At 48.7% G+C, this 23,509-nt stretch carries 20 protein-coding genes; 8 read left to right on the top strand and 12 right to left on the bottom strand.

Annotated elements, in window-relative coordinates; translation table 11 throughout:
- Window positions 1–102: 102 nt before the first annotated feature.
- The 6 genes from ELR70_RS02790 to ELR70_RS02765 are packed head-to-tail and all read right to left on the bottom strand — an operon-like array spanning window position 103 to window position 6,960.
- On the bottom strand, window positions 103–1,992 hold the full coding sequence (locus ELR70_RS02790; protein WP_235577122.1) for an NAD(P)-binding domain-containing protein: 1,890 nt from the start codon (window positions 1,990–1,992) through the stop codon (window positions 103–105).
- A gap of 19 nt (window positions 1,993–2,011) precedes the next feature.
- A complete protein-coding gene (locus tag ELR70_RS02785; RefSeq protein WP_054016313.1) occupies window positions 2,012–2,500 on the bottom strand; it encodes an aromatic-ring-hydroxylating dioxygenase subunit beta in 489 nt (162 codons plus the stop codon).
- 2 nt (window positions 2,501–2,502) lie between these two features.
- On the bottom strand, window positions 2,503–3,711 hold the full coding sequence (locus tag ELR70_RS02780) for an SRPBCC family protein (protein WP_054016314.1): 1,209 nt from the start codon (window positions 3,709–3,711) through the stop codon (window positions 2,503–2,505).
- Window positions 3,708–4,853 (bottom strand): cupin domain-containing protein, encoded by a 1,146-nt coding sequence (locus tag ELR70_RS02775; protein WP_082353250.1) that lies wholly within the window; start codon window positions 4,851–4,853, stop codon window positions 3,708–3,710. Before ELR70_RS02775 ends, ELR70_RS02780 begins: the two co-directional genes overlap by 4 nt.
- 18 nt (window positions 4,854–4,871) lie before the next feature.
- Window positions 4,872–6,326, bottom strand: coding sequence for a di-heme oxidoredictase family protein (locus ELR70_RS02770; RefSeq protein WP_200908215.1), 1,455 nt, complete (start codon window positions 6,324–6,326; stop codon window positions 4,872–4,874).
- A 28-nt stretch (window positions 6,327–6,354) separates the two neighbouring features.
- On the bottom strand, window positions 6,355–6,960 hold the full coding sequence (locus ELR70_RS02765) for a glutathione S-transferase family protein (protein WP_054016315.1): 606 nt from the start codon (window positions 6,958–6,960) through the stop codon (window positions 6,355–6,357).
- A gap of 338 nt (window positions 6,961–7,298) precedes the next feature.
- On the opposite strand from ELR70_RS02765, the gene ELR70_RS02755 reads away from it, so the two are divergent.
- Window positions 7,299–8,018, top strand: coding sequence for a substrate binding domain-containing protein (locus ELR70_RS02755; RefSeq protein WP_164881418.1), 720 nt, complete (start codon window positions 7,299–7,301; stop codon window positions 8,016–8,018).
- A gap of 71 nt (window positions 8,019–8,089) precedes the next feature.
- On the opposite strand, the gene ELR70_RS02750 is transcribed toward ELR70_RS02755, so the two are convergent.
- The gene (locus ELR70_RS02750; protein WP_054016317.1) at window positions 8,090–8,995 is read right to left on the bottom strand and encodes a LysR family transcriptional regulator; all 906 of its coding nucleotides are present in this window, start codon (window positions 8,993–8,995) and stop codon (window positions 8,090–8,092) included.
- A 109-nt stretch (window positions 8,996–9,104) separates the two neighbouring features.
- On the opposite strand from ELR70_RS02750, the gene ELR70_RS02745 reads away from it, so the two are divergent.
- Window positions 9,105–9,875, top strand: coding sequence for an SDR family oxidoreductase (locus ELR70_RS02745; protein WP_054016318.1), 771 nt, complete (start codon window positions 9,105–9,107; stop codon window positions 9,873–9,875).
- On the opposite strand, the gene ELR70_RS02740 is transcribed toward ELR70_RS02745, so the two are convergent.
- Complete coding sequence (locus tag ELR70_RS02740; protein ID WP_054016319.1) at window positions 9,872–11,929, bottom strand: TonB-dependent receptor; 2,058 nt, start codon at window positions 11,927–11,929, stop codon at window positions 9,872–9,874. The genes ELR70_RS02745 and ELR70_RS02740 overlap by 4 nt on opposite strands.
- A gap of 376 nt (window positions 11,930–12,305) precedes the next feature.
- Between ELR70_RS02740 and betI the strand changes: the two genes are divergently transcribed.
- The 5 genes from betI (at window position 12,306) to ELR70_RS02715 (ending at window position 18,116) form a co-directional block, all read left to right on the top strand.
- Window positions 12,306–12,896 carry a transcriptional regulator BetI gene (gene betI / locus ELR70_RS02735; RefSeq protein WP_054016320.1) on the top strand — a complete coding sequence of 197 codons (591 nt, stop codon included), beginning with the start codon at window positions 12,306–12,308 and terminating at the stop codon, window positions 12,894–12,896.
- 1 nt (window position 12,897) lies between these two features.
- Window positions 12,898–14,361, top strand: coding sequence for a betaine-aldehyde dehydrogenase (gene betB, locus ELR70_RS02730; protein WP_054016321.1), 1,464 nt, complete (start codon window positions 12,898–12,900; stop codon window positions 14,359–14,361).
- 16 nt (window positions 14,362–14,377) lie between these two features.
- Window positions 14,378–16,045: a choline dehydrogenase gene (betA, locus tag ELR70_RS02725; RefSeq protein WP_054016322.1), complete on the top strand. Its 1,668-nt coding sequence runs from the start codon at window positions 14,378–14,380 to the stop codon at window positions 16,043–16,045.
- Between the two features lie 136 nt (window positions 16,046–16,181).
- Entirely contained in the window at window positions 16,182–17,399 is a 1,218-nt protein-coding gene (locus ELR70_RS02720; RefSeq protein ID WP_054016323.1) for a choline transporter, read from the top strand.
- 12 nt (window positions 17,400–17,411) lie between these two features.
- A complete protein-coding gene (locus ELR70_RS02715) occupies window positions 17,412–18,116 on the top strand; it encodes a TorF family putative porin (RefSeq protein ID WP_054016324.1) in 705 nt (234 codons plus the stop codon).
- A 46-nt stretch (window positions 18,117–18,162) separates the two neighbouring features.
- Here ELR70_RS02715 and ELR70_RS02710 read toward each other — a convergent pair whose 3' ends face one another.
- From ELR70_RS02710 to ELR70_RS02700, 4 genes are all read right to left on the bottom strand, one after another.
- Entirely contained in the window at window positions 18,163–18,663 is a 501-nt protein-coding gene (locus ELR70_RS02710) for a hypothetical protein (protein ID WP_128064446.1), read from the bottom strand.
- A 393-nt stretch (window positions 18,664–19,056) separates the two neighbouring features.
- Window positions 19,057–19,185: an AraC family transcriptional regulator gene (locus ELR70_RS25190; protein ID WP_164881417.1), complete on the bottom strand. Its 129-nt coding sequence runs from the start codon at window positions 19,183–19,185 to the stop codon at window positions 19,057–19,059.
- Window positions 19,185–20,072 carry an AraC family transcriptional regulator ligand-binding domain-containing protein gene (locus ELR70_RS02705; protein WP_128064445.1) on the bottom strand — a complete coding sequence of 296 codons (888 nt, stop codon included), beginning with the start codon at window positions 20,070–20,072 and terminating at the stop codon, window positions 19,185–19,187. Before ELR70_RS02705 ends, ELR70_RS25190 begins: the two co-directional genes overlap by 1 nt.
- On the bottom strand, window positions 20,069–20,956 hold the full coding sequence (locus ELR70_RS02700) for a diguanylate cyclase (protein WP_054016327.1): 888 nt from the start codon (window positions 20,954–20,956) through the stop codon (window positions 20,069–20,071). Before ELR70_RS02700 ends, ELR70_RS02705 begins: the two co-directional genes overlap by 4 nt.
- A 413-nt stretch (window positions 20,957–21,369) precedes the next feature.
- Here ELR70_RS02700 and ELR70_RS02695 point away from each other — a divergent pair, with 413 nt between their 5' ends.
- The gene (locus ELR70_RS02695) at window positions 21,370–23,301 is read left to right on the top strand and encodes a phytase (RefSeq protein WP_054016328.1); all 1,932 of its coding nucleotides are present in this window, start codon (window positions 21,370–21,372) and stop codon (window positions 23,299–23,301) included.
- Window positions 23,302–23,509: the final 208 nt, after the last annotated feature.

The raw sequence follows: 23,509 nt of genomic DNA, 5'->3' as shown, positions 1-23,509 counted from the left end.
GCAATCAATACTGGTACCCAAACAAAAAAAGCCATGCGCAGTTAAACAGGCATGGCTTTGCTACGGGCAGTAGTGTCACAGCTACGTCCAGCATTCAAAAAATTAAGTCTTTTCCTCCAGTGGCGCTGCGCCTTCCTGAAAGCGCAAAAAATCATCAATATCTTTAATGGACGCAGAGGGTGAAAGCAACCGCAAGGGCACCTCATACTCAGAATGTAAGAAGAACTTAAACCCTTCATATTCATAGGCCTGGCTAAACAGTTCAGCCAAAGTGTCAGTCTTACTCAACGGGAAAGCCTGCCCCGATGGCCATTGATGCGCAAGGATATCTGCCACACTTTGATATTGTTTGTAGTCATTCCAGTTGTGCTCTTGCATTTTCAACATCTTTACGACCTTACGCACCACAGGTGCTATTAAACTCAAAGCACTGGTTAGGCCAAAGAAAAAGAATTTATGCCAGGTGGGTACCTGCATCAGACCGACTCGGCGGATCATCGCCTTGGCCGCCTCAGGATCTTTACCCGGCCCGCTTAATCTAAATTGCGCGGCGACTAAGCTGCCATGATAAAAGTTGAAGATCAGCCTGGGGTCTGGCAACAAGTGATACCATTTAGGCTCTACGCCCAGCGTTCGGGCCAGCTCACCGGTAAATCGGTAGTAACGCACATTTTCTGAACGGTCTGGCTCCAGACAGAATTGCTCCCGACATTCCTGCTGATATTCCTCAATGCGCCGTTGCAGCGTGTGCGAATCAGCCAGCTCAGTTTTACCCGCTAAAACCCGGGCATATAAACGCGCCTGTAACTCGGCAATGGTCGGAACGCCCCCCACATCCGGACGGGTAAATCCAATCCAGACTAAGCTGTCTCGTAATGTCGGGTGGATCATGTGTAAAAAGTTAGAGCGGATATTCTTCGCCGCATCTTGTGCTGCGCTGTGGTGGATCATGTCAAACTGCGTCTCATAGCCGGTCGACATCATCACATCGGTACATTCAATAAACTGACCATCGTGAAGATAAACACCATTCTCAGCAAAACGCTTTACAGAGAACAAATGCAGCTGGGTTTGCCCGGTTTCCAGATCCTGCAACCAGATATCATTCTTATTACTGAATTCGCCGTGCAGGCCGTATTTAACCAGAAACTTCCACATCCAAAATGCGCTTAAAGGTCGCTGACGTTTCTGCTCATTTACCTTCAAGCCTTTATTCATAATCCGTTTCTTCAGTGTGGCCTCAAAAAGCGAATGGTTAACCAAAAAAGAGTAATGCGCAGCTCGTGTGGTTCTGGAGTCTCCGGTATCACCCAGAATCACCCGGGCAATAATACTCTTGGGGCGCTTAACCACCAGATGAGTCTCTTGCGCAACTTGCGCAATTTGGTGCACCACGTCAGAGCCAGACTCTCCCAGCCCCAGGCAGACCACCTTTTTACCCTTAAATTTTGACGCTTCTTTGAAATCAAAACTATGGTGAATAGTCCCCTTAAACTGCTCCATGTTGGGAACAGAGGGCAATAACGGGTTGCGAAACTTGCCACTGCACACCGCAACAGAATCAAACAACTCGTCTTTACGTTCACCGTTTTTAAGATAAGTCACCCGCCATTTTTGTGTGCCAACTGGCTCAACAGACTCAATGACAGTGTTAAAACGGATGAACTTTCTTAGTCTGAAATGCTCGGTAAAGTCTTGCAGATACTCGATATATTCACTGGCAGTCCAGTACTTGCGATTCTTTTCTCTTGGCGCAAATGAGGAAAACGCCATAAAAAAGTTAGAAACCGTCAGGTGGATGTCGTTATAGATCCCACCTTCGTTTTCTTTGTTATAAAAGGCGCCACCAATGTCATCACTGCGCTCAAAACACACCACAGTGTGGCTTTGATCTATCAGTTCTTTGGTGGTTACCAGGCCAGATAACCCTGCGCCAATGACCGCAACACGCTTCATCGGGTGGCTTGGTGCCTGCATAGCTTGTGAATTCATCACATCGTCTCCCACTCGGTTAGATTGGGTAAATTATCGAATCAGGTAACACTTCTGCGTCTATGATGCAAAGCCGCTTTGAAAATTGCAGCGTACCGTCTGGTGCGACGCTTAGGCTGTCCTGACTTTCGCTGGTAAGCAACAAAGTGGAAGGCTCTCCTTGTCGGGATTCAGTGACCATAAAGCTGCTCACCACTTCTAATGCATGTTCACTTTGGTGCGTGATCTCTATGCTGCCCGCAAACCGGCGTTGCAATCGGTCACGAAACCAAACGGCTTTTTGTAGGCCCAGTGCCCTGTCTATCAACATTTTTTTGCCTTCACAAAACACGTTGTAGACCAGCATATCTTCTTCAAAGTTGGCTCGATTGGTCACTAAGTAACTGGCGTCTTCGGTAAAAAAGTCTGGCCACTGGGTCAACATTTGCTGGTCCAGTTGGGCGTGATAGCGCTGGTAAAATTCGCGAACAGAGCGCTCCAGCAACAAGGTTTTCAACATTTCTTCCATGCTCACAGCTCCATCACCTGACGATAGTAGTTATAGAACCCACGGATCGCTGATTCAGACACCATATGATCGCAATCTGACGTGCCTTCTCCATATTCAATGGCGCATTCAAACTCTGATTGCTGCTGTAAACCCTCTTGACAGGAAGCCAGGATCTCATTGTCATCTATGGTGACCAGGCCCGACGCTCCCAGTAAATTGGCCTGTTTAACCCGCCGTGCCGTCAGCGCAGGGTCTTCGTCTTCATACGCAAAGAAAGTCCAGGTTTTTACACATTTATCCTGACTAACCGGTTCCACATGGCGCATGACCAAACAGTTCAACTGTTGCAGAAAAATCAGGTTTGGCCAGATAGTCATGACTGCGCCAGTCGCATGAGAAAACTCAGCCTCATGGGCTATCAAACTCGGATCAAGTAATGAAAACTCCGAATCAACTTTTTCAGAGTGAGTCTGCTGCTTGCTAAATGTGGCAGTAGAAGCCAGCACACTGTGCATGCCTTTGTCCTCAACCACGATCTCCGTTTCCTGATCTGACCGCCAGATCCCAAACAAGGTGAAAAATGAGTGCAAAATAGCCGCATGCACGGTGTCTTTCACATTCTCAATTTGCAGCTTCCAGTTCCCGGCAACAACGTGCTTATGCTTGCCAATCACCTTTAAGGGACGGCCATCACATACACGGTCAAAGTAACGCAGGATCTTAGGGCCCAGATAGGTCTCAAGCGGCACCATGTCGTTACTAAAGCTGGCAAACACTACACCGTGTCGCTCACATACATTTAGCTGTTTCAAACCATGATTTTGCGGATCAAACTGCGCCGACATTCCCCCTTTTCCTTTCACCCCCTGACTCAAAGGCACGCCCACCAGGCGGCCTTCCAGATTAAAACGCCATTCGTGATACGGACAGGTAAACAGCTTGTTGTTGCCTTTTCGCTTCTCACATAACCGCGCGCCTCGATGAGTACAGCGATTCACAAAAACGCGAATTGCCCCTTTGCGGTCTCTCGACACAATTACACCGACATTGCCTACCGAGCTCAGAATATAATCGCCCGGCTCTGGCACCTCACAGCTTAATGCCACATAGTTCCAGGAATCGGCGAAGAATATGGCGTCCAGCTCACGCTGAAAGTTATCCTTGTCGGCATAAATGTGCTGGGGAAGCCTGCGCACACCCGCGTCAGGCCATCCTTGGAACTCACTCATGATTCAAGCTCAGCTGCCGGTTGCTTAGTTGCTTGCTCTGCGTTGCTGTTTGACTGTCGTTCTGAGCCATAGACCACTAAGTCAGCGATCCGGCTCATCACCGACATCAGCATGGACCAACCTTGCTCCTGAATTTCAAGCAAACCTTCTGCCTCACTCAGGCTGGGTGTCTGACGACGCACAAAGTCATAGCCCATTTTGACATGTTCGTGGTCGCCATCGTCATGCTCATGGAAATGGCGAGAATGCTGTGTTTCTGACATCACAGGCGCTACATGCTTGTAGAATACAGTAGCTGAGGCTTCAACTACCAGGTGGATCAGAACCAACTTTTGCATGTCAGACAAGCGGTTTAAAATACTGCAGAACCAGCTACTGGTCGCTTCAAGAACCGGATCAAAAATACGCGTGCTCGAATCCCGGCTGGAAGCTAAGTCCATATTGTGACCGAACTCTTCAATTAAATGATCCCAGGCCAGATCTAAATGTGCCCCCTCTGCACTGGTCAGATATCGGTTAAACACCATTTTCTGGAAGTGATTTGACCACACCTGAAAACAATCCAAGAAACGATTTCTTGTCTCTGAGTCTGTTAGCAGCCCTTTATTTACCAGTGCAAACAAGCGATGTTTATCGAAACGATCTTTGAAGATTTCGTTCTTCTGGAACAGTTTGTCGACTATGGTATCGGCGTGCTTCAATTCATAGTTTTCGTCTTCGTGGAACGTCGCCCAAGGGTCGGCTATGTCTTCATACAATCCACGGGAATCGAATTGTAATGACAGGCCCCAGAAACCCGCGGGCTCTGCGCCGATAAAACCATGGGGGCGGCCAGGTGGAACCAGCAGTGCATCCCCTGCGCCCATGTCAGTTTCTACATCGCCAAGCGTAGACGCGCCGCCTTCACAAATTAAGATCATCGATTCCACAGGATGGATATGCTCATCCAGCTGCTCACCAGCTTCCAGTCTGACCCAGGCCATCGAAATACGGTTATCCTTTGGCAAAAACTCGGTCAGCCCTTCATGTTTGGTGAAGTCTTTAACGTGACCTAACCAGTGCTCAACACCGTTAACCTCGATAGTGCGAATAGACGGAATATCATCGCGCTTTACCAGTGAAACTAATTTACTCTCAGACATGCTCATTCCTTAGGTATCTTATTTTTCTACAACTTGTAGCGATTTCAAAAATTTAATAATGCTCTTCTGCTCAGAAAGCGGTAACAGCGAGAAGTGGTCACGACTTTGACGTGCTTCCCCACCGTGGTACAGGATGGCCTCGGTAATGGTCGTGATATCCCCCCGGTGACCATAAGGCGCTGAACTGCCTACATCCCAGAGCTTTCTGGTAATAAAGAACTCACTCCCCGGGCGGCCATCTTGTGACGGACGAGCCTGATCGAGTGTTTCATTACAGAAAAAGCGAATGGCATCTTCACGCTCCACCGGATCACACAAATTGTGGCGTTTCAGGTCTGTATAGGCCCATACTGTGGCACTGCCATCTGGGTTTTTCTTCAACCGGGGCTTAGGACCTTGCTTGGTCATATCCCAGCGCACCGAACGACTGGTATCGCGGAAAGTATGAGACGCATTAAGCGGGCTGGGTTCAGAAAATACCGGCGTATCCAGCTTAAGTGCCGGTACATGGCAGCTGTTACAGCCAATCTCGTTGAACTTACGCTTGCCAAGGCGCACGGCTTTGCGCTCAGCACGGGCTCGCGGCATCACCTGAACCGGCACGGGTAAACTGGCCTGATACACAGATAGTGCCGTGATGTCACCAACCGATAACTCTCTTTCCACACCATCTTCATCGTGATCTTTATCGAATCCTTTGCCCGGGTTTAAATCAAAACGCTCTTCTGCCTGCATGCCGTGGTGATGGTTCATTGCATCAACGGTAAAATGACGCAAAGTGGCAATGTTGCCCGACTGGTTAAATGGCCGGACCATCAGATCTGTATTAATGCCTTCACTTTCCACCACCAATCCGCCTTCCTTGCGGATATCAAAGGACACTCCTTTTGAGATTAATGTGTGTTCCCCGTCAGGAAGAGCTTCGGCCTGGGCACGCAGATCGTAGGTCATTTCACGGGCTACCATTTCAATGGCACCCGCACCGTGCATGCCCGGTGTGTTCCTTTCGTTACTAAACTGATTAGACACGGACTCTGTAACCGGGTCCAAACGCTGTGCCAAAATGAAAGCGTTGACCACAAACTCACCTGATCCACCTATGGCTGGCTGAGAGTGACACCCGGCACAGGAATTCGTTTCAGGTGATGAGGTACGAATAAAAGCGGGCTGATCCGGAGCACGTTTCACGCCACCGCCGGTCGTTGCCGGACGACCCTGACCATCACATTTATTAAACTTGGCAACGAAAAGATCTCGCCCCATTTTATGGATCTGCTTTAAAGTCGCCTTTCCATTTGCAATATCATCATGTTCAATATGCTTTTTAATCGCCCCTTCTTCCGGATAATCCACCGGACAAGCGGCCTCTACTGATGCACTTATCACACCAGACAAAACCAATGGAACGGCCATCAACAGGTGACGGTCAATTAGTGTATTTACTCTATTTTTTGTGCGTATGTAGCTGTTCATGGCCCCTCCAATTACATACAATGCGGGTTTATTTTTCTGGTAATGTGCGATAACCGGGTAGCTGCTCGAAACGTGCAGCCCAGTCAAGTACGCGCGGAAAATCGCTCAGACTTGGCTCGAGTTTGATAACCAAAGCGATGTAACTGTAAAGCGCAATATCCGCAAGGGTAGCGTGTGAGCCTGCCAGCCATGGCTGCTGCTCCAGCTGTTTGCTCATAAGAGAAAACAGCTTGATAGTCAGCTGCATAGCTTGTTCTTCATTGCCTGGTTTACCTAATATCCGGATCCCTCTTAGCGCGACGGGACCAGTACACAGCTCGCCCGCAGAGAGCGCAAACCAGCGCTGGATCTCTACCTGGGTTGGCAAATCATCTGGGTACCAGATTCGCTGTTGGTCGTATTGTTGGGCAAGGTAAAACAAGATAGCGTGGGAGTCAGTGATCGTTTTGTCTCCATCGACCAGCACAGGTATCTTGCCAGCCGGGTTAAGACGCAAAAATGATTCAGACAAATGTGCTTTAGCTTTTAAGTCAACGGTCACAGTCTCTATGCTTAACCCTAACATTGATGCAAGAGTGAGGACCTTGTGACTGTGCCCTGACATCGGGTGATAGTACAGCTGAATATTACTCATGATAGCAACCTAATGCTCCCTATATTGGTGACATGCGGAGCATTAGACATTAAAATTTTCATAGAATAAACATACAAAACGAAAACACTGATCACACAAATTGAAAACAAAAGGACCTAACTTGTGGACACTATAGAAGGCTTTAGAGCAGTTATCGCGGTGGCAGAAACCGGCTCGTTTACGGCAGCAGCCCTGCGACTGGGTATTTCGAAGTCCGTTGTCAGTAAATACGTCAATGCAGTTGAAAATCAACATGCCACCAAGATATTTAACCGCTCAACCAGAAAGGTTTCTATGACTCGGGCTGGACGACATTTTATCATGGTATCGTCCACGTATTGAACGAATATACCTCACTGGTGGATCAGGTCAGTGAGGAAAGCACTAAATGTACAGGCCTGCTCAGGATCACAACCTCGGTGACATTCGGAGAGCAAGTGCTGGCGCCTAAGTTACCTAAGTTTATGTCTTTATATCCTGATATCCAGCTGGATTTAGAACTTAATAACCGCAAAGTCGATTTAGTCGAAGAGAGTTTCGATCTGGCAATCCGCGTAGGTTCCACCGAAGTTCAGGACTTTGTGGCAACGCAAATATGTCAATTTCCGATGGTGTTATGCGCAACACCTGAGTACATAAAACAACACGGTCAACCTGAGTGTGTCAGAGACCTCAATACCCATGTCTGGCTCATTGATAAGAAAATGCCAATTAACGACTGGGTAGATGACAAAGATATCGATCAGTGGGATGCACTGTTTACATCGGCCCCGATTTCAGTCAACAGCCCCAATATTCTTAAGACACTGGTCAAATCCGGCGCCGGGGTCGCATTGATCCCTAAATTTCTGGTCGAGGAGGAGCTGGCAGACGGTACGCTTATTCAGCTAATGAAAGACGCCATTAAACAACCGTTAAGTGTGCATGTTATTTACCCAGAGAATAAGTATATTCCAGAAAAATCGCGCGTTTTTATCAACTTTTTGAAACAGCAATATGGCGATAATCCCGTCGAACCTCAGACGCAAGGGAACAGGTTACTCAACACCTTGATATAATCACCCAAAATATATTTTTAGGCCATAGCGGTCAAAACACTTAAAGACTGAAAACAGCTCAGGTGAACATATCATCGCGTACCTGTCCTGGTATCAAAGCTGTGCTCGCAATGCTGGCTTATCATATCAATAAAACACCGGATCTTGGCAGGAACATATCCTCCGGGCCGATACAAAGCATGGATTGGAAACCCTTCCAACTGATAGTCAGGGAGCAGTGCCACCAGCTCACCTGTATTCAGCGCTTCTTCAAAGGCCCAACGCGGCCCAAGGTGTACCCCTTTACCATCCAAAACCAGCTGTCGGATTGCAGACACGCTGTTAACTGTAAAGCCCCCTGACACTTTGACTCGTGATGTTGTTTCACCTTTTTTTATACTTACCTGACTGTTAGCCTGAGCGCGTGAATAGAATATAAACTGGCACCGACTCAGCCCGGATGGACCCGTTACCCCATCAATCTGCTCCAGATAACCCGGGCTGGCAACCAGTACACGCTCAGCAGTGCCCAACCCTCTGCAGATCAACCCTGAATCCGGCAGCATGCCAACACGTACTGCCACATCAATGCCATTGGCAGTCAGATCTTCAAAATGACTTCCCAGTAACAACTCGACTTTAAGGTCAGCGTAAGCGGCCCGCATCTTGTTCAGTACAGGTACAACAAACTGAGTACCAAAATCAACTGGCGCAGCGACCGTCAGGGTTCCACTGGGTTGATCCTGCAAACCTCGCAGACGACTTTCCAACACTGCCTGTTGCTCAGCAATGTGTTTTAGTCCTTGAAAATATAGGAGCCCAGCCTCGGTTGCCTGAGATCGCACCGTAGAACGATTGATCAGTTTAACACCCAGATGACGCTCCAGCGCAGCCACTTTACGGCTCACTGATGAAGGGTCCGTATTCAATTGCTCTGCTGCGCCTTTGAGGCTGCCCGCCTCAATCACTTTCAAAAAAGTGAGTTCATTTGTGTTCATTGCTTTTTGCGATATATGCAATTAATAAATGAAAACTTATGGCATACCTGAAATAAACGCAAGCAGCTAAGCTTACTTTCGTCAATTAACCCACACAGGAGAGCGTATTATGTCTACTTCAAACACCCTTCTTGATTTGACCGGTAAGGTCGCCATTGTTACTGGTTCTGCCCGAAACATGGGACGTGCATTTGCTATTTCACTGGCAAAGCGTGGCGCCAATGTTGTCGTACACTATCACAGTGATGCGTCGCTTAACGACGCTGAGCAAACCGCCGCCGAGATTGCTCAGATTGGCAGACGAGTACTATTAGTTCAGGGCGATCTGAGTCATGAAAGCCAGGTTCAGGCCCTATACCGACAGACTCTGGAAACCTTTGGCCGCGTTGATATTGTTATAAACAACGCCGGAAAAGTCCTGAAAAAAGCCATTGCAGATATTTCTGAACAAGAGTATGACCAACTCTTCGCGATTAATACCAAGGCACCATTTTTAATGATGAAGCATGCTGCTACGCATATTCAGGATCAGGGTCGAATCATCAATATGGGCACTTCATTACTGGGCGCATTTACTGGCCTTTACGGCGCCTATGCCGGTGCCAAAGCCCCGCTTGAAGACTTTACCCGTGCACTTGCTAAGGAAATTGGCAGTCGGAAAGTCACTGTCAATGTGGTAGCACCTGGCCCGATAGATACCGCATTTTTCCACGGCGAAGAAAATGCTCAGTCCGTTGCCTATCTCAGTGCAGCCAGCGTGCTTAATCGTCTTGGTAACATAGATGACGTCGTGCCCATGATTGACTTTCTGGTCAGTGAAGAGGCGCGCTGGATCACGGGTCAGACTTTATTCGTCAATGGCGGCTTTGTTACCCGTTAAAAACGATATGACCAACTCAGGCGCAAGTTTCGTGGCGCCTGAATATACTTAACGGGAGACACACCCCGCGCGTTGCCGTGATAATAGGTTTCATCGAACAAATTCTCGATATACAGGCCCATCGTGCTGTTGCCTTTTGTGTAAGTTAGATTGGCATTGAGCGTCATCCAGGCGGGTATGGTGACGACCTCAGTGCCGCTTTGTTGAAAGCGATTGGCTTCGGTCAGTACTTTATCCCAATGATCGATAAACACAGAGACCTGCCAGTGTTGATCCAGCGTGTAACCTAAACCCAGTTTCACCTTGTAACCTGGTACATTCAGCACCACAGATTGCCCTGCAACCTGGGTTTTATCCGGTGAAACATAGCGTATAGCCAGTTGCCCGTGCCAGCGCTGGGCATGCCATCGCAGCTGGTTTTCCCATCCAGATACTCTGTGCTCTCCGGCCACTATGGTGCGCCAAATCTGGGTATTCGGGTCCTGTACTTTTTGATAAAAGTTCTTTGCCTGCATGCTGTACAGGACAGAGATATTGGCAAATTCAACCCCACGCCAGCGAAACTTACTGCTCCAGTTGAATTCGTACATCTGCATAGTTTGCGATTCAATTTCGTCGTCAACAACCAGGTCGAACTCAAAAATTGTGGGTGGACGAAACGCCTTTCCATAGGTCAGTTTCAGCGCTTGCTCTGGGTTTGGCTGATAGACCATGCTGACTCGGGGCAGCCAGCTGGCATTGGTATAATCCTGACGGTGATACCTAAGCCCGGCGTTGACTTTGAGCGTGCGCTCACCAAAGCGCCACAGCCTTGAGTACTGGCCAAATACGGCGTGCTTATCAGAACGCTCTTTGTCTGTCGGCCAGGAGTCAGGCGTAACCAGTCTAACCCCCTCAGCGGTTCGCCGGTATTTGACTTTGCGGCCGATTTCGGTTCGCCAGCCATCATACCCCAAGATCCAATCCTGATCAGAACCGCCCTGGTAGGTCCATTGGGTATTGAGCCGTATCCTGTCTGACGGCCCTATGTCTTCGCGTTCAGTGTATAATGCCAGTTCTTCATAACGAGTTGCCTGATCAGAGTTATCCACACTGAGGCGATATTTCTCTTTGTACTCACGAAAATAGCTCAGTTCAACATTGCCCGACCAGTTTACGGACGGTTGCATATTTTTGCCCAGATAGTAGCTACTATACCCACGATAAGCGTCATCTCCGGTAATGTAGTCAAACGCGACAGCTTCTATACCACTAACATTGGTGGTGCGAGTGAGGTTATTGCCAAGATAAAACCAGGGTGTAGTCAGGCGGCTGTCCAGCGTAATATTTTGCTCTCGATTGCGAAAGTCATTGGGGTTGTGGTTTCTTAATGGATCTTTGCTGTTACGGCTGAATGCGTCATCATCGACCAAAAAACCACCTATTTCACGATAATCCTGATCGCTTTCAAAATAACTGGCCGACACCGCCAGTTCAACCTCACCTTGTTGATAATGAAGCAGACCATGCCCATGGCGCGTTCCCACATCACCAACCAGTAATGACAATTCGTTCACACCGCTGTCCAGGCGGGTGATCACATTGATCACCCCTTGCGTTGCATTACCCCCATATAAGGTGGAGTTTGGCCCTTGTAATATCTCTACTCGTTCAATTCTGGCGCTCGGAAAGTTATTCATAATAAAAGCTTCATTAGCCAGCAAATTTTGCACTTCACGGCCATCTATCAGCATCAGGGTACCCGACATATTCCCGGTAAACCCCCTCTGACCTCCTGGTAACCAGGACCACTGGTAGAAATAGTCCATGTTCGGTACAAAGGCGAGGATCTCTTTTAAATCACGCCAGCCATAGCGCTCAATATCCGAGCGGTTAATCACGTACACAGTGCCGGATGAAGCCAGCCAGGATTCGCTCTTACGAGCTGCAACAGTCACATCCTGGTCGAGTAGCTCCTCAAATGACATTGCAAAGAGCGCATCCCCCTCCTGTGCCAATGTCATTGAACTATGCGAGATCACGCAGATAAATAAAGAGGTAACTAATCGGGCCATATACTGCTTACTTAACAAGAAATCTCTGGCAAGTATAGCTAAGCATTTTGACTTTTGAGTGAAATAGAGCATTTACACACCGCAACCCAAATAAGCGGACTTATCAGTCAATACTTTTGCAGTCAGCACAACAAAAAACCTATCTACTGCTGAGTGTTGGTACATCACTCTTGTGATAGATGGTCGAATTCCGGCCGAAATAGAAGCACATACAGGACAAATTCAATTTTCATTCAATCCCATATAATTATTTAAATATCATAAAGATAGAAATAAACGAGTGAGAGACCCAGTATCATTTACAAAATGTCAACCTTGAATTCTCCACCTGTTCACCTTAAAATTTATTTTTATTGAACGGTCAATTAATAAAAATATGCCTAAAGTCGGAATGGAACCTGTGCGTCGCCAACAACTGATTGAGGCGACCTTACAGTCAGTGGCTGAGCTTGGATTACAAGCCACCACGATTAACAGCATCAGTAAAAAAGCAGGTATGTCTTCGGGGATCATTAGCCACTACTTTGGTGGTAAACAAGGTCTCATAGAAGCGACTGTGCGTTACCTCCTGAGCAGTCTGCAACGCAGCTTATTGCAACGGACATCACAGGGGTGTACGCCTGAGCAGCGCCTAATGTTTATTGTCGAAGCCAACTTTGCCGTGGTGCAGCAACAACGAGACACCACCCGTACCTGGCTGAGTTTTTGGGCGCACTCCATGCATGATCCTGAGTTACATCGTTTACAGCGCGTCAATGCGCGCCGACTTTACAGTAATTTATTGTACTCGTTTAAACAGTTAATGGCCCCGGGCGAAGCGCGTGAAGCTGCTGAGCTGGGTGCCGCTATGATCGACGGCCTGTGGCTCAGAGCCGTTCTCAATAAAGCCGATGATGCGCAGTTTGACAGCGCGCAGGATCTGGCCAAACGCTATATCCAGTCCCTCATCCAACAATTTGGAGTCTAATATGTCCACACCGCTCTACCAGAACTTTATTCACGGCCGCTACCTTGCCAATCAGACCGGCGAGCAGTTTGCGGTAAAAAACCCCGCGACCGACGAAGTCATTTATCACGTTGAAGTGGCAGATGCACACATTCAAAAAGCGGCCATCGACAGTGCCAAAGCCGGGTTTGCGCAGTGGTCAGCTATGACCCCGATTGAGCGCAGCAGAATTCTGAATAAAGCGGTGGCGCTATTGCGTGAGCGCAACGATGAGCTGGCTAAAATCGAGGTGCTGGACACCGGCAAACCCTGGCAAGAAGCCGAATGCGTTGATATTCAAACTGGCGCTGATGTGATCGAATACTTTGCCGGACTGGCGCCTGCACAAGTTGGCCAGCAACAAATGGTCGGCGATGATTTTTACTATACCCGCAAAGAACCGTTAGGTATATGCGCAGGCATTGGCGCCTGGAACTACCCGCTGCAAATCGCCTGCTGGAAATCCGGCCCGGCACTGGCGGCTGGTAATGCTTTGATCTTTAAACCATCTGAAGAAACGCCGCTGGGTGCAATGAAACTGGCTGAGATCTTTGTTGAAGCAGGTATGCCAGCAGGTGTCTTTAATGTCGTACAGGGTGCCGCCGAAGTCGGACAGTGGCTGACACTGCACCCGGAAATTGAAAAAGTTTCGTTTACGGGTGAAGTGGGCACGGGCAAAAAAGTCATGCAAAGTGCTGCTTCTAACCTCAAAGACGTGACCATGGAGCTGGGCGGTAAATCGCCGCTGCTGGTATTTGACGATGCCAATATCGAACAGGCGGTCAGTGCTGCCATGCTGGGCAACTTCTACACTCAGGGTGAGATCTGCACAAACTGTACACGCGTTTATGTGCAGCGCGGCGTGTATGAGCAATTCCTTGAACAGCTTAAAACCCGCACAGAGCACAATATTATCGCTGGCGATCCACTTAATCCCGAAGTAAATCTGGGCGCCTTGATCTCGAAAAAACATCAGCAGCTGGTGCTAGATTACATTGAGCAGGGCAAGCAGGAAGGCGCGACCGTGCTGACTGGTGGCCATGCCCTGAGCCCGGCTTCGGCACCTAACGGCTACTTTGTTGCCCCCACCATATTCACCGACTGTCACGAAGACATGACCATAGTCCGCGAAGAGATCTTTGGTCCGGTCATGTGCGTCATGGTGTTTGATGACGAACAAGAAGCGATTAACCGTGCCAACAATACGCACTTGGGTCTGGCGGCTGGGGTATTCAGCCGCGATATTCAGCGTGCACACCGCGTGATCCACCAGTTACAGGCTGGTATTACCTGGATCAACGCCTATGGCAACTCACCCGCCGAAATGCCGGTTGGTGGCTACAAACAATCCGGTATTGGCCGTGAAAATGGCATTGAAACACTGGATCACTACACCCAGACCAAGTCTGTTTACGTAGGAATGAGCCAAATCGAAAGCCCATTTTAAGCAAAGGAGCCAGATTATGAAAAAAGTATTCGACTATATTATTGTCGGTGCTGGCTCAGCAGGCTGTGTACTGGCAAATCGATTGTCCGCCAATCCACAACACCGGGTGTTACTGTTAGAAACGGGTGGCAGCGATAAGAGCATCTTTATTCAGATGCCTACGGCGCTGTCTATTCCTATGAATACCGACAAATACGCCTGGCAGTTTCATACCGAGCCGGAGCCGCATCTGGACAACCGGGTGATGCATTGCCCACGCGGCAAGGTGCTGGGTGGTTCGTCATCTATCAATGGCATGGTGTATGTACGTGGCCACGCCAAAGATTTTGATGAATGGCAGCAACACGGTGCACAGGGCTGGGATTATCAGGCTTGTCTGCCTTACTTTAAGCGTGCCGAAAGCTGGTATCTGGGCGAAGACTCGTATCGGGGCAGTGAAGGCCCGCTTGGCACCAACAATGGTAACGAAATGGCCAACCCGCTGTATCGCGCATTTATCGAAGCCGGTGCACAGGCAGGATATGCCAAGACTGACGATTACAATGGCGAGCAGCAGGAAGGCTTTGGCCCGATGCACATGACGGTAAAAGATGGCCGTCGCTGCTCTGCCAGCCGCGCCTATCTCGACCCTGTAAAGGGGCGTGACAATCTGACAATCGTCACCGGTGCGCTGGCGCACAAGGTGCTGCTGGATGGTAAACGCGCTGTGGGCGTGGAATATCAATGTAAGGGCAAAACCCATCGTGCCACAGCCGAGCGCCGCGTGATCTTAAGTGCCGGACCAATCGGCTCGCCGCACCTGTTGCAACTGTCGGGGATTGGCGATCAGGATGCACTCAAAGCCGCAGGCGTTGAGGTACAGCATCATCTGCCCGGCGTCGGTAAAAACTTACAAGACCATCTGGAGTTTTATTTCCAGTACAAGTGTAAGCAGCCCATTACCCTCAATGGCAAACTGGACTGGTTCTCTAAAGGGTTGATCGGAGCACGCTGGCTCCTCAACAAAACCGGCCTGGGTGCAACCAATCATTTTGAATCTTGCGCCTTTATCCGCTCCAAAGCGGGTGTTGAGTGGCCAGATCTCCAGTATCACTTTTTGCCCGCAGCCATTCGCTACGATGGCAAAAGTGCGTTTGACGGACACGGTTTCCAGGTCCATATTGGTCACAACAAACCGAAAAGTCGCGGTGAAGTCACCATTAAATCGGCCGACCCGACTCAGGCCCCCAAGATCCAATTTAACTATCTGGCACACCAGGAAGACATCGAAGGCTTCCGCGCCTGTGTTCGCCTGACCAGAGAGATCATCGAGCAACCGGCCTTTGATGCCTACCGCGACGGTGAAATTCAGCCAGGCAAAGACGTGCAGAGCGACGCAGAAATCGATGCCTTTGTACGCCAGGCCGTCGAAAGCGCCTATCACCCGTCCTGCTCATGCAAAATGGGTGAAGACGACATGGCCGTAGTGGATTCAAACACCCAGGTGCATGGTATCGATGGCCTGAACGTAGTGGATTCGTCTATCTTCCCGACGATCCCGAACGGCAACCTCAACGCACCAACTATTATGGTCGCGGAGAAAGCCGCAGATATTATTCTGGGCCAGCCGGCCCTCAAAGCAAACAATGCTCAGGTTGCCAATCACAACCAGTGGCAAGCAGTACAACGTAGCACGGAGATTTAACAAAGCCACCTGCGGCCCAATCGGGCCGTGGGGTCTGCAGTGGTGCGCGATACAAATTGGTTGTATCGGGTTAATGCGGAGACAATAAAAAACGGAGAGACAATGAGTTATTTTTACTTATTTTGGGAGGGTGACAATGACAGTATGGCTTAGTGCAGGCATTGTATTTACCCTAATTGCGATTGCTTTTATTTTATTAAAATGGGGGAACCTACGCTGTGTCGGTGTGACACCGGTTAAAACCTTTACCTTTATTGCTATTTTATTTACGTCCGGGCTGGATGTCGGACTTATCATGTTTCCGCTGACGGAGTTTGCGGGTTACGCAGACATAAAAGCAAGCCCAGAATATGCGTTTGCCAATCCACTCGCCATCGAATTTGGCTTTTGGGGCTTCCTGATCTGGGGATTTTATTTTCTGACGTGTTTTTATTTCTGCGTAATAGAACCTAAGGTGAAATTTTTCGAGATCCCTTGGGTTAAATTCATCAACAACGTGGTCATTATTGGTACATGCGCCTTTACGGCCTATTTGCTGCTATCCAACCTGCCCTGGTATATGCCAAATGTGGGTGATGGTGAATCCATTATTCCGACCTTTTATCTCATTGTGTTCGCCGCCATTTGCTTTGCGGTGTATTCGAGCACCAGCCTGAAGTACGTGCGTATTCTGAGTATTTCTACAACCTGGATGTTCATCGCTCTGATCGCCTTTATGTGGGCCTCTGCATTTGTATTTGGTGACAGTGAGATAAGCGCCTTTACCAACAATATTGCGCTGTTGGGCGGCTACTTTAGCAATCTCAACGAGTTTGTATTACCACTCAATGATTACCATGAATTTTACCTGTTCTGGTGGTTCGCATGGAGCATCATGATAGGTCAGTTCACTTCACGCTTTGTCGGTGGTCTGAAAACCTATCAGGTACTGGCGGCCATGCTGGTGTTCCCGTCTATTCCTATCGCCGTGTGGTTTAGTGTGTTGTATCACTACCATGAGGCAGGCATTGACACCGCAGGGATTAAAAATCTGGCGATGGTCATTGTTGGCGTGATCTTTGTGATCAACTCTCTGGACTCATTAATTAGACTGTATACCGATAACCTTGGCCTAACGGTTAAAAAACTCGGGAAACGCAACTATATTTTATTTAATATTGCCGCCCTGTCGTTGCTGACGCTGCTATTTAAACTAAACTTTTTGCAGATACAATGGGTTGGTGCACTGGTTATTGCGCTCTTTTTTGGTTGTTTTGGCTATATTTGCTATAGCAAGTTCAAAACAGTGGCCAATATTACCCGTTCACCCAAAGAGAATACCATCGACTTCAGCCGTATCGAGACCGTAAACTAAGGTTCAAAAGAAATGAAAATAAATTTTAAAACTACACTCTGCGCACTTCCTCTGGCCCTGCTGTCGAACATGGCTGTAGCTGGCTGGTCAACCACCATTACCGGCACCTCGGACTATACCTTTAACGGGGTGTCACAGACACAGAGCGACCCGACCATTCAGGGTAGCCTGGACTACGCAGCCGATGCTGGCTGGTATGTGGGCACCTGGGCCTCAGGGGTAGACTTTGGCGATGACACAGGCCATGAGTGGGACTTTTACGTTGGTCGCTCTTCGGAGCTTTCCAGCGCCTGGTCGGTGGATTATGGTATCGCCTACTACACCTATCATGGTGGTGATGCGTCCAGCGACTATAACTACCCTGAAGTCTACACAAAGTTTGCTTACGCAAGTAGCCTGGGTACCACCAATGTTAACTTCTGGTATAGCTGGGACTACTTTGGTGTTGATGTCGGTCATAGTATTGTGATGCTGTCGCATACCTTTGATATCGCCGATAACCACTCAATTACTCTCAGTGGCGACGTATCTAACTCATTCGATGCTGAGAAATATGCCTGGGATGGGCTCGATAGCTCTTACACCCACTATGCCGTTTCTTACACCACCACACAGTTCGATTTCGATCTAACCTTTACCGTGGAAGACACCACCATAGATGGCGAGCATACCGACGAGCGCTTTGTGTTCTCGATTGCACGCACGTTTAACTTGTAATCCAAGTGACTACAGTGAGGGCGCAACGGCGCCCTCACTCTCTCATTTATTCGCCACGTGAAGCTGTTTCTCTGACAATAATAGTGCTGGATGCTCCACTGTCCTGACTTATGCTCACGATAATTTCAACGTCGTGCCTAACATTGGTATAATACCCGTCATTAGCATAATGCTTGGACTGGCTGTCCGCACTTTTATAGGCTTCACTACCACTGCTGAATCCACTATCGTTATATGCAACTTTTACGTAATTGGTTTTGTTAGGTGGAGTGGCAGACATCACAGCCCAACCAAAACAGTGAGGCTGATTGCCTTGCACATTGATCCCTAGTGTCAAATTGGAGCCAGCACCTTGCGCCTCTACCCCACCTTCCCATTGGCCATTTACAGCCACTCTGTTATCAGTAGGATACTTTTTCAATTTTCCATGCTCAGTGTGTGTATAGATGGTCAACTCATACCGGGTCTCATTCTGTACTGTGACTACTAAGTCATTACGTCCATCGAAATTTCCCTGTAGCTGAGCTGTACTTTTACTAAATTCCATAACCATGTCCTCTGTTCATTTTGCCTTATGGCAGTAATGAGACTAGTTTCAGCTCCAACGAAAGAACATTACACAATAATTACATAGCAACACACCGTTGACATTTGAAAAGAAAAGAATCAACCTGCTACTTCCACAACAAAAAGGATGTTAACTATGAAAGTGACTTTGAATAAAAAATCCATTAAATCTCTATCTGTTAATCCAGCAACGATTATTCGCGCTCAAGAGACACCTCAGATAGGGGGTGGCCGTGTAATCGATGAATCATTTTGGGTTTGTATTGACACCCGGTCGAACTGCGAAGGGACGAAACGCTGCCCGGTCTGATTAATAAAGTTTAGTAACAAGCGCACTCTGCGCTTGTTATATCTATGATTGTAGGAGGTATGATTAAGAGCCACAGCGAAACGCACTGGGCACAGCCCCGGTCCAGCGCTTAAATGCGCGCCGAAAGCTGTGTACATCGGCAAATGCCATGGTGCTGGCCAGCTGGCTGTTATTCCATTGATTAAGATCCATCAGGTGCAACGCTTCTTGCCCCTGACTTCGTCAACCAGTAGTTTAAAATTAGTGCCATCTTGCTTAAGGCGACGCTTCAATGTCGCAGGACTCATACCCAGATAGCCGGCAGTATATTCCAGCGACCAGGCCTGCCCGAGGTTCTTTCTAAATATACGACGCAAATGAGCCTGCAATAGCTGCGGCGGGCACAACAGATGCTTGGCTGTGTGTTTTGCCTGAGCAAACCGCAGCGCACTGGCCTCTTTGAAGGGCTGGTAAAGCGCCTCTTCAGACAAAATAATCGCGCAACGCGGCGCGTCAAACCGCACATGTTCACCCAGAAAAACCGGATAGTGTAAATCCTGCCCGGGTTGTGACCATGGCAGCTCTACCTTCACCCAGGTCTGCGCACCGAGTTGCTCTTTAAGCAGCAACCGGCAGGCCGAGAGTACAATTTCAAATAGCATACGCTGCTGCGTACTTAATGATGCTGATTCAGTCAGCCTGATATAGAGCTTGCCTTGATGTCGCTCCACGTTGAACTGGACCAAGGTCTCAATGCCCTTTTGAACTCTTGCCCAGGCATTAAGGGCACCACTTAAATTCGGTGCATAGCGCCACAGGTCAAACAAAACGTGGCCATGACCGGTCGCTATCCTTTGCCCAAGTTCCAGTGCCAGCTGGGGCTGTTCGGTCAACTCTCGTTTAAGCTTTTTTAGTATGAAAAGCGCGCTGGCTGGTGCAACCTGGGCACCGGGATAAGCCAAGTCTTCAAGAAATAACTGAGACCCACGAATAAGCTGATGTGGTTTTATCTGATAGTGCTCGGCCAGTTCCAGTATGGTGATAAGGAAATGCGCAGGCATACGCTTGTCATTCAGATAGGCAAAGTTTGCAGGTATCATACTGCCTCCACTACCGCAGAAGTCGCACGTTTCGCCCCCGCAAGCTGTTGATTGAGTCGCTCAAACAACGCATTTTCGGATTCACCCTCAATCCGGGTAGCCTGCACGGTTGTTACACTCAGTGCCCCTTTTAACGCTGTGTTGCAACACTCCTGAATTAGTTTAGAGAAAACACCGACTTCATGTGATGGAGTATCAGGCAGCAGTATCGCAAAGCGATCACTGGTATAACGACAGGCAAGATCGGTTTCTCTGAGCGCAACTTCGAGTGCCGAAGCAACTTCATTGAGGGCCTGATCCCCTTTATGAGCACCATGCTCCCGATTGTATTGGGCAAAGCCATTGATATCCACCATAACCAAAGAGAGTGGCTGATTGCGCTTGTCGTGCAACATGGCTTCACGGTTTAGCTGAATCAACAGGTATTGCAGACTATACAACTGGGTAACCGGGTCTATCAGGCTGTGCTCACGGTGAAAGTGCTCCCTTTGCTTAAGCTGGCGATTAACCGCCTGCTGCTCCCGATACCAGGTGACCAACCCCCAGGTGAGCAGCGTCATGCTGATCGGGGCCGGCAACGACTCCAGCCAGGTAAATAAGTGACTTTGCGGCGGGTAAGCAATGAATTCATCCAATACGTCAAGCCAGGTTGTGAGCCAGTAGGTTGCAGAACCCAGCAATAACACAGTGGTCACGCGGCCTCTCGGGCGACATAGTGTCAGGAGTATTAGCCAGATTGCGGCCATCATAGACGAAGTTGCTTCACCAACTAAGTCAACCCAGTCAACGTCATGCATTAATTTAAGCTCACCGATGAACAACGCCAAAATGGTCAATAGCGTACTGAAAACCAGTGCTAAGCATAAACTGCTGACATTCTTCATCTTTTAAGCCAAATCTTGAATATTTCGAGTATCCTAACGACGCTATATGACACTTTTAAGACGTCGCTGCTTAAGACCTGAGCTATTTAGACCCGGCCGGAACGGCTCACTTAACATTGCATCAATCTCTAAAAAAGCACACCAACAACCAATATCCACTTGTTTTTATTGACATTTATTTTTGAATGTCACATGTTTTATATGGCTAAGTAGCTCACTCCCCCATGTATTTGACGCTCAATCAGCCATAAATCATATACCTCGAGGCAATCGCAGATTAGGCTGAAACAAAACGGTCATATCGACTTTTTAAGGTAGCCGCTCACTTACATCCATTGGCGGTTTCAAAATCAGCTTAGTGTGCGATAAGTTGGCCCATCTCCGTCAATACTCTGTGACGTCGGAACTTAAAAATGAAAAAACAGAAGTTATACAAAACAACGCTTATACTGGGGTTACTGGGCGCGCTAAGTGCTTGCCAAAATCAAACAAACCAGCAAACTGTGCAGCAGCCATTACAACTCCAAACTCAAGGCTCTGTCGCTGGCATAGTGGATAGCGCCCAGGTGCCAGGTAAAGACCAGATACTGATAGCCTCAGAGCATAAGGGGTTGGTATTGCGCCAGGGAAGCACACTTAAAGCACACCTCCCGGGCGCGTTCAAACAAGTCCGCTTGAGCGAGCTGAGTGATAATCAGTGGCTGTATGCCGCACTTGAGGGCAGCAAAGATAGCGTGTTCGTAGGCACACTGGATGCCAATTCAGCGCAACTGTTGCCACGCTTTGAACTGTCGCAGACCGGATTATTGGTCGATAATTTCTGCTTATTCTCCGATAAGACTAACCAGACACTGTCTATCTTTGTCTCAGACGGACGAGGAAGAGCTGAGCAATGGCTGCTACGCCAACAACAAAGCTGGCTGCAAACGCCACTGCTGCTGCGAACACTGTCTTTACCTTATGATTCGGATTCCTGTGCAGTCGACCCGCGCAATGGCTACCTCTACATTAGTGAACCTTTGGGGATCTGGCGCTACTCTGCTCGTATTGAAGATAACCCCCAGTATTACCCGGTCTCTTTGGTCGCCCCATACGGAAGTCAGTCAGAGCCAGCAGTTAGCCTGGCAACCAGTGACTCAGGAGAACTCTTTGCATTACTGGAAAACGGCCAGCAAGTGCTTTACTGGGATGCACCAGACGCTGCCGATAGCTGGTCAGCAGCAGACTCCCTGGGGCTTGAAAATGACATGGCGACTATGATGAACCTGAGTCAGTTACCCGGCACAGCAAAGGCTACACTGAGCTTTACCAATGAACTACAAGGTCAATATGCCACGACTCAAATCTCCCTAAAATCAGCATTCACAGCGCAAGCATTGCCGGTCGTTCGGCCCGCAGCACAAAGCCAGCCCGCTTTACAATTTGGAGACGCCATGGATGACCCGGCTATCTGGGTTCATCCTACCAACCCCGACGCCTCTAGGGTATTGGGTACACACAAGAAGCAAGGACTGGAAGTCTACGATCTGCAGGGTAAACGGTTACAAGAATTCAAAGATGGTCGGCTTAACAATGTCGATCTGCGTGATGGTTTTAGCTGGCAAGGGCGAACTATCAGTATTGCTGCCGCCAGTAAGCGCAACGATGACAGCCTCGCATTTTACGGCATAGAGGCAAACGGCCACGTCTTTCGTCTGGGCAGTGCACCATCGGGTCTGGAAGAAATTTATGGACTGTGTATGGCCATTTTTGAAGGCAGTCACTACGTGTTTGCAAACAACAAAGCCGGCCTGACCTTTCAATACAGAGTTAAAGCCTATCAGGATAAGCTGCATGCTGAGAAAATGCGAGAAATCCCCCTAAGCTCACAACCAGAAGGCTGTGTCGCAGATGATACGCGTGGCCGTTTATTTATTGGCGAAGAAGACGTAGGGATCTGGGCCACCAGCCTGAATCCGGCGGATAACAGCCAACCCGTTTCAGTGGCAAAAGTGGGCAAGCATCTGGTTGATGATGTAGAAGGCCTGGCACTGTCTTTTGGTGACGCTCCTGTGCTGGTTGTTTCCAGCCAGGGCAATAACAGCTATCAGCTTTACGAAGCAACACCGCCCTACCGCCATTTAGCAGGGTTTCGCGTTGGCCTGGATGGCTTTAAGGGCATTGATGGGGCATCAGAAACCGATGGTCTGGCATTGTCTACCCGGCTACGAACCCAAGACTACCCAGAGGGTCTGCTGGTGCTCCAGGATGGCCGCAATCGCTTCCCTGATCAACCACAAAACTTTAAATACGTCAGCTGGCGGGATGTGCTGGAAAGTACCGGGCTTAAGAAACCTAAGAAATAGCCATCAATGCATATCAAAGATATTTTCGATGAACTTAAAACGTCATTAAGAGTTTGAGGTATCTGGCAAAAAGCAACCGTTCTGTAACGGCTGAATAAACACCTCATCATGCTGGATGCATCAGACGTACATATCAACCCTATGTCCGACTCATGCATCCCATAGATGTAATTAATCGACTGCGCCAGCATTGTACAGCTGGCGCTAT

Source organism: Pseudoalteromonas sp. R3 (assembly GCF_004014715.1).
In the GTDB taxonomy this organism is placed as follows: domain Bacteria; phylum Pseudomonadota; class Gammaproteobacteria; order Enterobacterales; family Alteromonadaceae; genus Pseudoalteromonas.
The sequence above is the reverse complement of the archived record's forward strand: the minus strand, read 5'-3'. Positions and strand labels throughout refer to the sequence as shown.